At 64.1% G+C, this 14,870-nt stretch carries 15 protein-coding genes, 1 tRNA gene and 1 pseudogene; 10 read left to right on the forward strand and 7 right to left on the reverse strand.

Annotated elements, in window-relative coordinates:
- Positions 1-5 precede the first annotated feature (5 nt).
- Together ACVWYI_RS26700 and cysE are read right to left on the reverse strand one after the other, a co-directional pair.
- Positions 6-224 (reverse strand): DUF3126 family protein, encoded by a 219-nt coding sequence (locus ACVWYI_RS26700; RefSeq protein ID WP_027567779.1) that lies wholly within the window; start codon positions 222-224, stop codon positions 6-8.
- 149 nt (positions 225-373) lie between these two features.
- Positions 374-1,198, reverse strand: coding sequence for a serine O-acetyltransferase (gene cysE / locus ACVWYI_RS26705; RefSeq protein WP_247338828.1), 825 nt, complete (start codon positions 1,196-1,198; stop codon positions 374-376).
- A 275-nt stretch (positions 1,199-1,473) separates the two neighbouring features.
- On the opposite strand from cysE, the gene ACVWYI_RS26710 reads away from it, so the two are divergent.
- Entirely contained in the window at positions 1,474-2,853 is a 1,380-nt protein-coding gene (locus tag ACVWYI_RS26710) for a hypothetical protein (RefSeq protein WP_456663620.1), read from the forward strand.
- On the opposite strand, the gene ACVWYI_RS26715 is transcribed toward ACVWYI_RS26710, so the two are convergent.
- Positions 2,839-3,594, reverse strand: coding sequence for an alpha/beta fold hydrolase (locus tag ACVWYI_RS26715; protein WP_247338830.1), 756 nt, complete (start codon positions 3,592-3,594; stop codon positions 2,839-2,841). The genes ACVWYI_RS26710 and ACVWYI_RS26715 overlap by 15 nt on opposite strands.
- Positions 3,595-3,630: 36 nt before the next feature.
- The gene (locus ACVWYI_RS26720) at positions 3,631-4,767 is read right to left on the reverse strand and encodes a hypothetical protein (protein WP_456663621.1); all 1,137 of its coding nucleotides are present in this window, start codon (positions 4,765-4,767) and stop codon (positions 3,631-3,633) included.
- 320 nt (positions 4,768-5,087) lie between these two features.
- On the opposite strand from ACVWYI_RS26720, the gene ACVWYI_RS26725 reads away from it, so the two are divergent.
- Together ACVWYI_RS26725 and ACVWYI_RS26730 are read left to right on the forward strand one after the other, a co-directional pair.
- The gene (locus ACVWYI_RS26725) at positions 5,088-5,333 is read left to right on the forward strand and encodes a zinc-finger domain-containing protein (protein WP_007602543.1); all 246 of its coding nucleotides are present in this window, start codon (positions 5,088-5,090) and stop codon (positions 5,331-5,333) included.
- 19 nt (positions 5,334-5,352) lie between these two features.
- Entirely contained in the window at positions 5,353-6,555 is a 1,203-nt protein-coding gene (locus ACVWYI_RS26730; RefSeq protein WP_456663622.1) for an FAD-dependent monooxygenase, read from the forward strand.
- A gap of 25 nt (positions 6,556-6,580) precedes the next feature.
- On the opposite strand, the gene ACVWYI_RS26735 is transcribed toward ACVWYI_RS26730, so the two are convergent.
- Positions 6,581-7,000: a twin-arginine translocation pathway signal gene (locus tag ACVWYI_RS26735; RefSeq protein WP_456649399.1), complete on the reverse strand. Its 420-nt coding sequence runs from the start codon at positions 6,998-7,000 to the stop codon at positions 6,581-6,583.
- Positions 7,001-7,172: 172 nt separating this feature from the next.
- On the opposite strand from ACVWYI_RS26735, the gene ACVWYI_RS26740 reads away from it, so the two are divergent.
- The 3 genes from ACVWYI_RS26740 (at position 7,173) to ACVWYI_RS26750 (ending at position 8,919) form a co-directional block, all read left to right on the forward strand.
- A tRNA-Leu gene (locus ACVWYI_RS26740) sits at positions 7,173-7,261 on the forward strand.
- A gap of 213 nt (positions 7,262-7,474) precedes the next feature.
- Positions 7,475-8,725 (forward strand): multidrug effflux MFS transporter, encoded by a 1,251-nt coding sequence (locus ACVWYI_RS26745; protein WP_456663623.1) that lies wholly within the window; start codon positions 7,475-7,477, stop codon positions 8,723-8,725.
- 53 nt (positions 8,726-8,778) lie between these two features.
- A complete protein-coding gene (locus tag ACVWYI_RS26750) occupies positions 8,779-8,919 on the forward strand; it encodes a hypothetical protein (RefSeq protein ID WP_456663624.1) in 141 nt (46 codons plus the stop codon).
- Between the two features lie 9 nt (positions 8,920-8,928).
- Here the strand turns inward: ACVWYI_RS26750 and ACVWYI_RS26755 are convergent, their stop codons facing one another.
- The gene (locus ACVWYI_RS26755) at positions 8,929-10,551 is read right to left on the reverse strand and encodes a glycosyltransferase family 39 protein (RefSeq protein ID WP_456663625.1); all 1,623 of its coding nucleotides are present in this window, start codon (positions 10,549-10,551) and stop codon (positions 8,929-8,931) included.
- Positions 10,552-10,568: 17 nt separating this feature from the next.
- Between ACVWYI_RS26755 and ACVWYI_RS26760 the strand changes: the two genes are divergently transcribed.
- Positions 10,569-10,712 (forward strand): hypothetical protein, encoded by a 144-nt coding sequence (locus tag ACVWYI_RS26760; protein WP_247446446.1) that lies wholly within the window; start codon positions 10,569-10,571, stop codon positions 10,710-10,712.
- Between the two features lie 37 nt (positions 10,713-10,749).
- On the opposite strand, the gene ACVWYI_RS26765 is transcribed toward ACVWYI_RS26760, so the two are convergent.
- Positions 10,750-12,360: an ABC transporter substrate-binding protein gene (locus ACVWYI_RS26765; protein ID WP_247446445.1), complete on the reverse strand. Its 1,611-nt coding sequence runs from the start codon at positions 12,358-12,360 to the stop codon at positions 10,750-10,752.
- A gap of 16 nt (positions 12,361-12,376) precedes the next feature.
- Between ACVWYI_RS26765 and ACVWYI_RS26770 the strand changes: the two genes are divergently transcribed.
- From ACVWYI_RS26770 to ACVWYI_RS26780, 3 genes and pseudogenes are all read left to right on the forward strand, one after another.
- The gene (locus ACVWYI_RS26770; protein WP_456663626.1) at positions 12,377-12,616 is read left to right on the forward strand and encodes a hypothetical protein; all 240 of its coding nucleotides are present in this window, start codon (positions 12,377-12,379) and stop codon (positions 12,614-12,616) included.
- Positions 12,617-12,627: 11 nt separating this feature from the next.
- A pseudogene (locus ACVWYI_RS26775) lies at positions 12,628-13,759 on the forward strand (M20/M25/M40 family metallo-hydrolase).
- A gap of 167 nt (positions 13,760-13,926) precedes the next feature.
- Positions 13,927-14,868: an ABC transporter permease gene (locus ACVWYI_RS26780; protein ID WP_007602533.1), complete on the forward strand. Its 942-nt coding sequence runs from the start codon at positions 13,927-13,929 to the stop codon at positions 14,866-14,868.
- Positions 14,869-14,870: the final 2 nt, after the last annotated feature.

Consider the following 14,870-nt stretch of genomic DNA (forward strand, 5'->3'; position numbering starts at 1 on the left):
GACGATTATTCCTGATCGACGAGATCGTCCTCGAGGATCGCCATCTGGAATTGGAACGAGCGATCGTCGTCCTCGTCGTCGACGAAGAGCACGCCGATGAATTCCTCGCCAATATAAACCTCGGCGGAATCATCCTTCTTCGGCCGCGGCACGACGCGGATCTTGGAATTGCCGAATACGCGCTTCAGGTACGCGTCGAGCTTCCTAACTTCCTTGACGTCCACGGCAAGTCTCCAATCGAAATCTGGGTTGGCGGGGTTTTAGGACGAGACGCGACGAACCGCCAGCATGAATTGCCAAAGAATTTGGGGACCAAAGGGCCGGAAAATCCGACCCTTCTGACAAGCTCAAAGTCCCGTCTCAGAGTCCCGTCTCAGAGTCCCATGGCGTTGATCATCTGATCCATGGTGCGCGACGGCTCGGCGCAGCCGGCTTCGCCGACGACCTTGGCGGGCACGCCCGCGACCGTGACGTTGTGCGGCACGGGCTTGACCACGACCGAGCCGGCCGCGATGCGCGCGCAATGGCCGATCTCGATGTTGCCGAGGATTTTTGCGCCGGCGCCGATCAGGACGCCGTGACGGATTTTCGGATGGCGGTCCTCGTTCTCCTTGCCGGTGCCGCCGAGCGTGACGCCATGCAGGATCGAGACGTCGTCTTCGATCACGGCGGTCTCACCGCAGACGAAGCCGGTGGCGTGGTCGAGGAAGATGCCGCGGCCGATGCGCGCGGCAGGATTGATGTCGGTCTGGAACACCGCAGACGCGCGGCTCTGGAGATAATACGCAAAATCCTTGCGGCCCTTCAGCCAGAGCCAGTGCGCGAGGCGATGGGTCTGGATGGCGTGAAAGCCCTTGAAGTAGAGCAAGGGATCGATGAAGCGCGAGGTCGCGGGGTCGCGGTCGTAGACGGCGACGAGGTCGGCGCGGAAGGCGTTGCCGAGATCGGGATCGTCGCGCAGCGCCTCGTCATAGGTCTGGCGCACGAGATCGCCCGACAGCGCGGAGTGATCGAGCCGGTCGGCGACACGATGGATCACCGCATCTTCCAGGCGGCTGTGATGCAGCACCGTCGAATAGATGAAGGTCGCAAGCTCCGGCTCGCGGTGGACGATGTCCTCAGCTTCGCCGCGGATCCGATCCCAGATCGGATCAAGCGTTGCGAGCTTCCCTCCCGGATTGACCTGATGCACTGCCATGGGATCTGTTCTTTCGAATTGGCTAGTTTTGCTGGCTCTATAACACAGTCTAGGCGACAAAGTCCCGACGGGCTTGCCTGAGAGTGAACAGTGCGTTGTCCCGCGAAAGTATGCCAACGCGTTGAATCACAACTACTTATTCTGACGCCCCAAGCGGCAAGGTCGGCTCAAAATGGTCAGGGTTTCGCCAAATTCAAGCCGGGCGGCGTCAAACTATTGGTGAATTCCGCCTCAACGGTGATTGCGGGCATGGTCCGCGCGAGGACGGAGCGGATTTGACCACCACCACCACCGATCATTTGCGCGCGGGGGCCGCGGGCTCATTCTGGCTGCGGTTGGCCGCGATGGCCCTGCCGCTCATGATGATCGCACCGGCGTTCTGGAACGGCTATCCGCTGTTGCAGTGGGATACCGGCGGCTATCTGGCGCGCTGGTACGAGGGCTACCTCGTCCCGAGCCGCTCCACCGTGTTCGGCCTCTATCTGCATTATGGCGAGAGTTTTGGTTTCTGGATCAACCTCGCGGTCCAGTCGGTGGCAACGCTGTGGCTGCTGCAGCTCACCTTGCGCGTGCTCGGCCTGATGCAGACGTTCCGCTTCGTCGCGATCAGCCTGCTCTTGATCCTGTCGACCGCGCTGCCCTGGCTTGCCAGCATGCTGCTCACCGACATCTTTGCAGGGCTGTCCGTGCTATCGCTGTTCCTGCTGGTCGTCGCTGGACCGCGGACCTCCGTGCTCGAGGAAATCTCGCTGTTCGTCTTCACCGCCTTTGCTGCCGCGACCCACAGCGCCACGCTCGGCGTGCTGCTCGGGCTCTGCGTCGCCGGCTGGATGGCGCGGCCGTTGCTGGGGCGCCGGCTTCCGATCGCCGGATTGGCTCAAGCGAGTATGACGATCGTCGCCGGCGGCCTGATGCTGGTGTCGGCGAACCATGCCTTGTCGGGCAAATGGGCCTGGACCCCCGGCGGCTACGGCGTCGCGTTCGGCCGCATGATGCAGGACGGCATCGTCGCGCGCTACCTCAACGACCATTGCCCGCGCGAGCGCTACAAGCTCTGTCCCTATCGCAACGAATTGCCGGCGACCGCCGACGAATTCCTGTGGGGCAAGAGCATGTTCAACACGCTCGGCCGCTTCGAAGGCATGAACGACGAGATGGGCACCATCGTCGTGCATTCGCTCACCGACTATCCGGCGTGGCAGGCCGGCGCAGCCTTGAGAGCCATGGGCCAGCAATTGCTGCATGTGGCGACCGGCGAAGGCACCAATGGCTGGATCCCGCACACCTATGGCGTCATCGAGCGCTACATCCCCGCGCAGGTCGCGCAGATGCGCGCGGCGCGCCAGCAGCACTGGGCTGTCAATTTCGACGACGTCAACTGGCTGCACGTTCCCGTCGCGCTGGCCTCGATGCTGGCGCTGGTCGTGTTGCTCGCGCTTTCGCTCAGGGACCGCCGGCTCGACGATCTGACATTGCTGGCGGCAACCGTCGGGCTGGCACTGCTCGGCAACGCCTTCATCTGCGGCGTGATTTCCGGACCACACGACCGCTATGGCGCGCGGATGGTGTGGGTTGCTACCTTCGTGGTGTTGACGGCACTGGCGCGGCGCTTGAGCAACGACGAACCGGCGGACGAGACCTCAGCTGCGGCGTGACAGGAAATCGAGTACGCCGGTCTTGTAGACCTTGTCGCCGACCGCACGCATGTGATCGCGGTTCGGAATGTCGAGCACTTCCGAACCCGGGATGATGGCACCAAGTGCGCTGGCCGAGCCCGCGACGTCGTCGGTGCTGCCAACCGCGATCAGCACGGGCAAATCGATCCGCGCGGCCTCGTCCTTCGTCATGAGGTCGCGCGTGCCGCGCAGGCAGGCGGCAAGTGCCTTGCGGTCGGAACGGGTTTGGTCTGCAAAAGCACGAAAAGTGCGCCCGACGGGATCGGTGACGTCGTCGAGCGAGGGCGCTTCCAACGCCTTCGCCACGTTCTCGCCGGGCCCGGTGCCCTCGATCAGGCCGCCGATGCCGATGCCGCCGAGGATTGCCGAACGCAGGCGCTGCGGCTCGTTGAGGGAGAGCCAGGCCGTCATCCGTCCACCCATCGAATAGCCCATGAGATCGGCCTGCGGGATGGCGAGATGATCCATCAGCGCGAGCACGTCGCCGCCCATGGTGGGGATCGAGTACTGCGAGGGCTCGTAGAGCTTTGCGCTTTCGCCATGGCCGCGATTGTCGAGCGCAATGACGCGGCGGCCGTTCTTGCGCAGCTCCGAAACCCAGGTCGGATAGACCCAGTTCACGTTCTTGCTGGAGGCAAAGCCGTGCACCAGGATGATCGGATCGCCCTCGCCTTCGTCGAGATAGGCGATTTCAACGGCGCCGTTGTGAAAGCTCGGCATCATCAGTTCCGCAATCTTGAGGGGAAGAAGTCGATCTTAGGCGGTGACGGCAGCGCTTGCCAGAGCGGCTTCGGCTGCGATTTGGGCCCGGCGAAGTCGCCGCGTCCGTCTGCGATCGCACCAGGCCTGGGTCAGGCGCTCCGTCGTCGCCTTGATCGACGACAACAGGCCGAACAGCGTCAGGGCCGCACCGAACAGCCAGAGTGCGAGATTGAACGCGCCGCCGATCAGCAGCAGCGCGCCGCGGCCGAACAGCTTCATGATCGCGCGCGTCTTGCCGCCCTGCGCTTCCGCGAGCCGGGCCGCGCGTGCGACATCCTTGGGGCCTTCGGCGATACGCAAGCTATCCATAGCGCCGCGCGTGCCGGTCTTCTCGACGACGCGCGTGACATCCTTGCCGAGCCGAACCAGTGCGCCGGCCTTCTCGGCGTGGAACGCGGTCTTGATCGCGCTCACGGTCTGGCCCGGCCGCAGCACCGAGCCGGAGGCGACCGCGTTCTGGAGCATCGGGGTATCGACGACCTCGCGCGCGGACCGGCCGGCCCATGCAGCGAGTCCTTCGCCGAGTCGCCCCACCTTGCGCGCGTCCTTCACCAGCGTCAGCCCCGCGCGCACCGGCGCGGCGCCGCCGACGGAGACGTAGGTCATGGCCGTGACCGCGAGACCAGCGGCCGCAAGGCCCAGCACCAGGCGATCGGTCTCCTCGCCCATGGCGAGATGCTTGCCCTCGCGGACGACGTCCCTGATGTCGCCGATCACGAAGAGATCGCCGGCCACGGTTCCCGACAGGCTCGCAACATCGTCCGCGTTGCCGGTGACGAGCCCGGCGGCAAACCGTTTTGCGAAATGCGAGGTGGAATTTTCGTCTTTGACCGCGTCGCTGACGCGGCTCAGGAGGTCGTCAGGCAGCGCGACGTTGCGGTCGTGCGCCAACGCGACAAAACTGTCCGCGAGATCGGCGTCGCCCGATGCGAGCGCGGCCTCGATGTTGCTCTGAATCAGACGATCGTTTTGCCGCAGCAGCGCATCGAGCTTGAGTTCGGAGAGCGCGGCGGGATCCTCCTGGGCGGCCAAAATCGCGCCGGCCTCGCGCGCATGCGGTGCTACCTGCGCGAGCATGAAGCCGCATGCCGCAATACCGGTCAACGCTGTGCTGATTCGCAGCCATTTCATGCGGAAAACCTGGACGGTCCTGAGATCGTTGACGCCTTGACGGTTCGTCTTTCGTCGCAATTGCGCTCGCCCACCGACATAGTATGCCAAAGTTGTATGCCAAAGTTGCGACACAACGTCCCCGACGAAAGAAGGGCTTCTCTCAAGCCGCAAGATTGTGTCGAATTTGCATGAGCAAAACGAGCATGGGGCAAGTGCGGACTTTCGGTTCCGCTGGACTAGCAATCATCTGCACCCGCCAGTATGGTCCGCGGCGCCATAATGATGCCGCGTCTGTCGTGATTGTATCTGCTGCCATTGCCACTCCAGGATGAACTACGATGTCCGACCATGTCGTCCCGCACTTCCATAACGATGCCGGTGTCCCCGTCATCGAAATCGGCTCGCAAGAGTTCATGTGCGTGGGCGCCAACCCTCCGTTCGACCATCCGCACGTCTTCCTCGACCTCGGCAACGACAACGAGATCATCTGTCCCTACTGCTCGACGCTGTACCGCTTCGCCGCCGACCTGAAGGCGGGCGAAGCCCGTCCGCCGGAATGCGTCCTGAAGGACAAGGTGGCCTGACCGCTGCCATCGGTCAGGGGTGGCGCTCTCCCGAACCATTGTCATTGCCGGTGCCGGCATAGGTGGACTGACGGCTGCGCTTGCGCTCGCGGCCCGCGGCTTCCGCATCGTCGTGCTGGAAAAGGCCGAGCGGCTCGAGGAAGTCGGCGCCGGTCTGCAACTCTCCCCCAATGCCAGCCGCGTGCTGGTCGAGCTCGGCCTCACCGAGCGGCTCAAGCTGCGCGCCGTGACCCCGGAGGCGGTCTCGATCATGAGCGCGCGGGCCGGCGGCGAACTTTTGCGCATGCCGCTGGGAGAAGCTGCCGCCGCGCGCGCCGGCGCCCCCTATTGGGTGGTGCACCGCGCCGACCTGCAATCCGCCCTCGCCGGCGCAGTCGCCGACCATCCCGATATCGACCTGAAACTCGGCGCGACCTTCGAAGACGTCGCGCCTCACGCCAAGGGGCTGACGGTCGTCCATCGCAGCGGCACGATCCGCCGCAGCGATCTCGCCAGTGCGCTGATCGGCGCCGACGGCATCTGGTCGACGGTGCGCCAGCATCTGTTTCCCGAGGTGCAGCCGCGCTTCTCCGGGTTGATCGCCTGGCGCGGCACGCTCGATGCCACGCAACTGCCGAAGGACTACACCGCGCGCCGGGTCCAGCTCTGGATGGGGCCGAACGCCCATCTCGTCGCCTACCCGATCGCAGCCGGACGCCAGATCAACGTGGTCGCGGTGCTGCCGGGCACTTGGAACAGGCCGGGCTGGAGCACGCCCGGCGATCCCGTCGAGGTGATGGAAGCCTTCGGCGCGCGGCGCTGGCCGCCGGCGGCGCGGATGATGCTCGCCACGGTCGATAGCTGGCGGAAATGGGCGCTGTTCGGCGTGCCTGACGACTGCCCCTGGAGCAAAGGCCCGGTCGCACTGCTCGGCGACGCCGTGCATGCGATGCTGCCGTTTGCGGCCCAGGGCGCCGGCATGGCGATCGAGGATGCCGCCGTGCTCGCGCAGCATTTGACCCTTGAGACCGCCGAGAGCACCGCGGGCATCGCTGCTGCACTGAGACAATACGGCCGTGCGCGCCAGACGCGCGTGCGGCGGGTGCAGCGGACGGCGCGGCAGCAGGGCCGCATCTATCATTTCAGTGGGCCGCTCGCGTTCGCACGCGATCTTGCGATCCGCACGCTCGGCCCGGACCGCATGCTGGCGCAGCAGGACTGGATCTACGACTGGCGTCCGTGATGCGAGGCGCCGTCGGCGCGATGTCTCAGCGCACCGATCTTGCGGATTTCGAGGAAGGCTTGGCGCCAGGCGCGGGCGCGGCGGCCGGTGTCGCCTCGGGTGGCGTTTCCCGGCACTTGTTGCGACGCCAGGCGTCTTCGGCTAGCTGCGCCTGCCCGCGCACCGAGATGTATTCGTTGCGATAGGCGAGCTCTGACACGACGGCGCCACCGGTGCCCGTCTGCGCCTTGTCCATCAACCTCTGCAAGTCCGCGGTGCGGGTGGCGAGCGTCTTGCGCTCCGACTCGAGCTGCTTGCACTCGTACAATTCGTATTTGGCGGGATCGGCAAAGGCCGGGGCGACCGTCTCGCTCATGCCGGCACAACCAGACAGCGCCAAGCCGGCCGCAACCAGTGCGACGGCCATGCAGCACGCGCGCAGGCGATATTGGATCAAAGCTGACATGCCGGATGAATAGTCCCAGTGGATTGAGAATGCCTAAAGCAGCAACAGATGTCCGCATTGAGGCTTTGCCTTGTGCGGCCGGCTCGCTTAAGGAAGAACCGCCCGACCGGCTCACCAGGCGCCAATTCCAGACGGCCGGAAGGGACTTAAGTGTTTGATCTCTTTGGATCAAGCGGGCATGGCGGAATTGGTAGACGCAAGGGACTTAAAATCCCTCGGCGCGCAAGCGCCGTGCCGGTTCGACCCCGGCTGCCCGCACCACGAGAGCTGACGGCGCGAACGTGCAGCAGCATGATCCACAAGATGCACTGATGACGACCTCCCGCATTCAATCCTTCAGCGTGCAGGCGATGACGCAATCATCGTGCACTCGCAGGTGCCGTTCCGGCTCCGCCTGCCAGCCATCCCGAAACATAGCTTGTGCAATGCAGCATGGGCGTTAGATAAAGCCTCTGAAATCAGAGGTGAACTTCCTTGTCCGACGTCAATGCCGACGATTGGGTGTCCGCGGGACATCGTCCGATGGGTTTTCCCGAATTCGTCATCGTGATCGCGTCGATCATGGCGCTGAATCCGCTTGCGATGGACATGATGCTGCCGGCGCTCCCCAATATCGGGTCAGCCTTCGATATCCCCGTCGCCAACCATCTTCAGCTGGTGCTGTCGACCTTCCTGATCGGCTTCGGCGCCGGCCAGTTCGTCATGGGCCCATTGTCGGACCGCTTCGGGCGCCGCCCAGTGCTGCTCGGCGGCATGGCGGTCTATGCGGTCGCGAGCGTGCTGGCGGTCGCGGCGCCTTCGTTCGAGACGCTGCTGCTGGCGCGTGCGCTGCAAGGGCTCGGCACCTCGGCAACGCGCGTGATCGCAACCTCGATCGTGCGCGACTGCTATGTCGGCCGCCGGATGGCGAGCGTGATGTCGCTCGCCATGATGGTGTTCATCGCGGTGCCCGTGATCGCGCCCTCGTTCGGTCAGGCGGTTTTGCTGGTGACGGCGTGGCGCGGCATCTTCGTCGTGCTCATGCTCTACGGCCTGCTCGCGCTCGCATGGAGCGTGCTGCGACTGCCTGAAACCCTTCCCGAGTCCGAACGCAGATCGCTGGCGCCTGCCGACGTGCTCTCGGCGTTCCGGCAGACTGTGACCAACCGCCAGACCATCGGCTATGCGACGGCTGCCGGCAGCGTCATAGGCGCGCTATTTGCCTATGTCTTCTCGGCCCAGCAGGTCTTCACCGGCATCTATCACCTCGGCCATTACTTCCCGATCGCCTTCGCTGCGATCGCGGCCGGTACGGCCATTGCCGGCTTCCTCAATGCAAAGCTGGTCGGGACCCTCGGCATGCGCGTGATCTCGCACGGCGCGCTGACGCTTTACACCGCGGTCGCGGCTGTGATGCTGCTGACGGAAAGCCTCGGCATGCTGCCGCTTCCCGTATTCATGGTGCTCTCGGCGCTGATGATGTTCTCGTTCGGCATGATGGTCGCCAACTTCACCGCACTCGCGATGGAGCCGCAGGGCCACATCGCCGGCACGGCGTCCTCGCTCTACGGCTCGATCACGACGTTGATCGGCATCGTCGTCGGCATGGCGATCGGACAAAGTTTCGACGGCACGCTGATGCCGTTCTCGGTCGGCTTCTTCGTGTCGTCACTCGCAGCTCTCGCGATCGTGCTGGTGGTGGAAAAGGGACGGCTGTTTAAGCCGCATCATCGCTCTATCGCGTGAGGAACTTCGCGGCGTTCTCGATGTTGTACTGCAGCAATTTGAAAGGCTGCTCCATGGAACCGGAACACCGTAAAGACCACGATGCCGCGGAGCGAGCCAAGACGGAACGCACGCCGTCGAACGCCGAGAAGCCCGCCTTTACCGTACCATTCGCGAGCGAAGGGCTCGAGCGGGTCCGCGACAGCCACTGCTGAGCGCGACGCCTATTCCGCCGCGCGTCTGCTGGCGCTGAAATCGTCTGCGGCGCTCTCGGGCGTTCCACGGGGCGGCACCATCATCACTATCACTTCCCGCGAGAGACCGGGCCGGCCCCATAGCTGCGCCTGCGCGGTGAACTCCCGCCTGACGAAGTGCCCGGCGCGCCCGGACACCAACTCCATCCACCGGCTGCAATCATCCTGATCGCGGAAACAGAGCGCGGCCCAGCCGCGGTCCAGCGTCGTCTTGCGCGGCAAGCCCGAGGCATCTTGATACGCGAACGGCCGCGCGTAGTGCGGGTGGTCCGGGCTGTAGAACGCCGTCGCGAAGGCCAGCGAATCGTCGCCACTGACGGCGGCGAGCGGCTCGCCGGTCAGTTCGCGCCACTGGCGTGTCAGTTCGCTGGCCGCCTGCGCGTAAAGATTGCGCCCCTCCTCGTAACCGTGATCGTTGCGATAGACTGCATGGATCGGCGCAGCGACGAGGACGGCCGCGAGCGCGACGCCGGCCACGATCACGGTGAGGTTGACGGTGTAGAAGCGCTGGATCGGGTAGCTTGTGCCGCAGACCACGAGAACGGCGAACAGAAACAACCCCTGCAACGCCCACAGCGACGGCAGATCGGTGCCGATCACCAGCGAGATCAGGACCGGCAGCGCAATCGTGCCGATGGCAACATAGAAGAGAAGCCGCAGGCCTGGATTCATCGCGGCGAAATCGGCCGGAAACTGCTTCAGCCGCGTACCGGCGATCAGGACCCAGAGCACGACCGACGCACTCATCGCCGCCGCCAGCCCCAGCAGGAAGTTCCTGACCTCACCGAGCGAGCTCGCAGCATTGCCGTTGGCATGGTTCAGCGCATAGGCGAAGGTCGATGCCCCCGTCGTCGCGAGCCAATAAAGATGCGGTGACAGAGCAGCAAGCCCGACAACCACCGAGATCCAGGGCGAAGCCGACGTGAAATAGGCACGTCGCGCCGGATGCGCCAGCGCGGCAAACGCGAAGCTCGCGATCAGGAAGATCGAATAATATTTGCCGACCATTGCCAGCGCAGTTGTCCATCCCACCGCGACGGCCCACAGTGGCGCGCGCGTCTCGAACGCGCGCAGGAAGCACCAGGTCGCCAGCGGCCAGGTCGCGAGCAGCACGGCATTGGCGTTGAAGCGTTGGGCGTGGAATTGATAGGCCGGCGTCAGCATCAGGAGCGAGAGCACCAGGATACGCTTATGCCCGCTCACGAATTGACGCGCGACCAGATCGACGAAGACCAGCGCGAGCCCGGCATTGGCCATCGCCATCAATTGCAGCGACCAGTCGCTGAGCGGAAAGACGGAGGTCCAGCTCGCGGCAACCCAGCCGGTCAACGGCGGGTGCTTGTCATAACCCCACGCGAAATGCCGCCCCAGCGTCCAGGCCTCCAGCGTATCAGGATGCAGGCCGCCGCCGGCATAGGCGACGGCGAGATAGAGCGTCCAGATCGCAACGAAGCAAGCGATGAGAAGCGGCACGGCCCAGCCCGCCTCGACGCCGTCGAGCCAACGCAGGAATGGCAGGCGCCATCGCGCCGGCGTGCGATCGGACCGCTCGGCCATCGCCTGGAATGCAAAATCGATCGGCACGGGAATCAAATGGAGGAAGGAAGGTGATGCGCGAGAACGACACATCTACTTCAGAACAGAAACAAATAGCAATGATTGGAAACTGGAAGATTTTGAAAGTGTCCGCCTTCTCAGCTTGCGCAAGATCGACGAAAGAAAACGGCGCCGCTGATGACAGCGGCGCCGCATGATGATGCGGACGAAATGTGCCGAGGAGGCGCCTTCGCCTTACTCCGACTTGTCGATGTTCCAGAACAGCGGCGTCGCGGGACCGTCGAGCACGCCGGTCAGCGATTTGCGCCAGCCGCTCGGCAGGAGATACTGCCCCAGCGGGATGTAGATCACCTGCTCATAGGCTTCCTTCTGGATGTCCGCCGCGATCTTCTTCTGCTCGTCGAGCGAGGGCGCGCGGACGAAAGCGTCCTTGAGCTGCTCGATCTTGGCGTCTTCCGCCCAGCCGAACCAGCCGCCCTTCTTGCCCTGGCCGCCGATCGAGAGATTGGCGATCGGGTTGGAGACGTCGGCCGCGACCCAGTTCGTGAAGAACATGTTCCAGCCGCCCTCCTTCGGCGGCTTCTGGCTGGCGCGGCGGCTCACCACCGTCTGCCAATCTGTCGCTTGCAGGTCGACCTTGAAGCCGGCCTCGCGCAGCAACTGAGCCGCAACGATCGGCTGCGCCTTCAGCGTCGTGACGTCACCGGGCGCCATGATCACGACCGGGGTGCCGTCATAGCCGGACTCGGCGAGCGCCTTCTTGGCTTCCGCCATGCCGTTGCCCTTGATCAAGGTCTCGGCACCGACCTCGGTCGCGAATGGCGTATCGCACACGAAGAAGGCGCCGCAGATCTTCTGATATTTGGCGTTGCCGACGAGCGCGTCGAGAACGTCCTTCTGGTTTATCGCCAGAAAGGCAGCACGGCGCACTTTGACATTATCAAACGGCGGATAAAGGAAGTTCATCCGGCCGAGCGTCTGGAAACCGAACTTGTTCGAGACCTCGAGCGTGATCTCCTTGTTCGCCTCCAGCAACGGCAGCAGGTCGTAGGGCAGATTCTCCATGAAATCGATGTCGCCCGACTGCAACGCGTTCACTGCGGTCTGCGAGTCCGGCATGGTGATCCATTCGACACGGTCGACCTTCACCACCTTGCCTCCGGAGGTCCAGCTCGACGGTTCCTTGCGCGGCACGTAGTCGGTGTTCTTGACGTAGACCGCCTTCACGCCCGGCTGGAATTCCGATTGCACGAACTTGAAAGGACCCGAGCCGATCTGCTCGGGGATCTGCTTGTCCGGCGGCGTCTCGGCGAGGCGCTTCGGCATCATGAAGGCAACGCGGGAGGACGGCTTGCCGATCGAGTCGAGCACGAGGCCGTAGGGCTCCTTCAGCTTCAGCGTGATGGTCTTGGCATCGGTCGCCTCGATGCTCGCGGTGAAGTCGAGCAGCTTCTGGCCCATGCCGTCGACAGCGGCCCAGCGCTTGAGCGAGGCAACGCAGTCTTCCGCCGTGACCGGCGCACCGTCATGCCACTTCAAGCCGTCGCGCAGCGTGAAGGTGTAGGTGAGCTTGTCGTCGGAGATCTTCCAGTCCGCCATCTGCGGCTGGATCTTGAAGTTCGAATCGGGCGCCACCAGCGTGTCATAGATCATGTAGCCATGATCACGCGTGATGTAGGCCGTGGTGAAGATCGGATCGATGATGCGCAGATCCGAATGCATCACCGCCGTGATGGTCTTGCCGGCCGCAAGCGCCGGCGAGGCCAGCGCGGTCGAAAGCGCGACGACCGACAGCGCAAGTTTGGAGGCGAACGCGCGAGTCCCCCGGCGCATCAACTTAAACATAAAAATTTCTCCTGACGTGAAACTGTTCAAAGGCAGGTTATTGGTTGAGCATCCGGTTCGTTCTTTAGGCGAACCAACCTCATGCAATGCCTTTATCTTCCCGAGACTTGCAGACAGTGCCGAGCGCGTCAATCCGGTTTCGCTGCAAGCCCAAGCGGCGCGCGCACGGGCTCCGCAAGGATCGGTTTGGCTCTACAACACTTTCCGCCTGTCCCGCCCCGCCGATGCAATGCGCGTTCCATCTTCCGAAGCTTGAGAGACATTGAGATGAATCCAGCCAATCTCCCCTTTGATCCCGAAGCGATGCTCCAGGGCCTGCGCGGCTGGGTGGAATGCGAAAGCCCGACCTGGGACGCGGGCGCCGTGAATCGCATGCTCGATATCGCAGCGCGGGAGATGGCGATCATGGGTGCGACGATCGAGCGCATCGCCGGCCGCCAAGGCTATGGAGGCGTGATCCGCGCACGCTTTCCGCATCCGAAGCAGGGCGAGCCGGGCATTCTGATCGCCGGACACATGGATACCGTCCCACCCCGTTGGCACCATCGAGAAGCTGAAATGGCGCCGCGAAGGCAGCAAGTGCTACGGGCCCGGCATCTACGACATGAAGGGCGGCAACTATCTTTCGCTGGAAGCGATCCGCCAACTGGCCCGCGCCGCGTTCACGACGCCGCTGCCGATCACCGTGCTGTTCACGCCCGACGAGGAAGTCGGCACACCCTCCACGCGGGATATCATCGAGGCGGAGGCCGCGCGCAATAAATACGTGCTGGTGCCCGAGCCCGGCCGCGCCGACAACGGCGTCACCACCGGACGTTACGCCATCGCGCGCTTCAATCTCGAGGCGACGGGCCGGCCCAGCCACGCCGGCGCGACCTTGTCGGCGGGCCGCTCGGCTATTCGCGAGATGGCGCGGCAAATCCTCGCCATCGACGCGATGACGAGCGAGGACTGCACCTTTTCGGTCGGCGTCGTGCATGGCGGACAATGGGTCAATTGCGTTGCCACGACCGCCACCGGCGAGGCGCTGTCGATGGCCAAGCGCCAGGCCGACCTCGATCGCGGCGTCGAGAGGATGCTGGCGCTCTCCGGTACAACCAATGATGTCGCCTTCAAGGTGACGCGCGGCGTGACACGTCCCGTGTGGGAGCCTGATGCCAGCACCATGGCGCTTTACGAAAAGGCGCGCGGTATCGCCAAATCGCTCGGCGCAGAACTGCCGCATGCGAGTTCCGGCGGCGGCTCCGACGGCAATTTCACGGGCTCAAGGGGAATCCCGACTCTCGACGGCCTGGGCGTGCGTGGCGGCAACGGCCACACGCTCGAAGAGTATATTGAGGTCGAGAGCCTAGCCGAACGCGGCCGGCTGATGGCGGGGCTGCTCGCGACTCTGGAGTGACAACGCGCGCCAGCTCACCAAAACCGAGCCAAATCGCCAAAACAGGGTGACCGCACTGCAAAAACTGTGGTCCGGATGGCACGGGAATTGCTGAAATGTTAGGCTGATGGCAGAACCCTGGCTGCAGCCGCGGCCTCTGTGTTGACTCTAATCTGACGGGATCCAACTTGCTCGGATATCTCCTTCGCCGAATTCTCGCAGCTGTGCCCGTGATGGGCGTGGTGGCGCTGTTCGTGTTCCTCCTGCTCCGCCTCACCCCGGGCGATCCCGCGGCAATTCTCGCCGGCGACAACGCCACGCCGGAACGGCTCGAGCGCATCCGCACCTCGCTCGGTCTAAACGAGCCGCTGATCGTGCAGTTCATCACCTGGCTGAACAAGCTGCTGCACGGCGATCTCGGGACTTCCCTGATCTCCAACCTGCCCGTCATGAAGATGATCGGCCAGCGCGTCGAGCCGTCGATCTCGATCGCGCTGTCGACCATCATTCTCGCCGTCATTGTCGCTGTTCCCCTGGGCGTCATCGCGGCGTGGAAGCACGGCACCTGGATCGACCGCTTCGTGATGGGCCTGTCCGTGCTCGGCTTCTCGGTGCCGGTGTTCGTGGTCGGCTACATCCTGATCGAAGTCTTCGCCATCGACCTGCGCTGGGTGCCGGTGCAGGGCTTCCGCAGCATCTCGAACGGTTTTGGACCGTTCTTCGAGCGCATCATCCTGCCGACCTGCGCGCTGTCCTTCATCTACATCGCGCTGATCGCGCGCATGACGCGCGCGGCGATGCTCGACGTGCTCGGCGAGGACTACGTCCGCACCGCGCGCGCAAAAGGCATCAACGAGGTCGCCGTGATGATGCGCCACGCGCTGCGGAACGCGGCCGTGCCCGTGATCACGGTGATCGGTACCGGCTTTGCGCTTTTGATCTCCGGGGTCGTGGTCACCGAGAGCGTGTTCAACATCCCCGGCATCGGCCGCCTCACGGTGGATGCGGTGCTGGCGCGCGACTATCCAGTGATCCAGGCGATGATTTTGCTGACGTCGTTGATCTATGTCGTGGTCAATCTCCTGATCGACGTCGCCTACACGCTGCTCGATCCCCGGATCCGGTACTGAGG

The sequence above is a fragment of the Bradyrhizobium sp. LB13.1 genome, assembly GCF_054056815.1.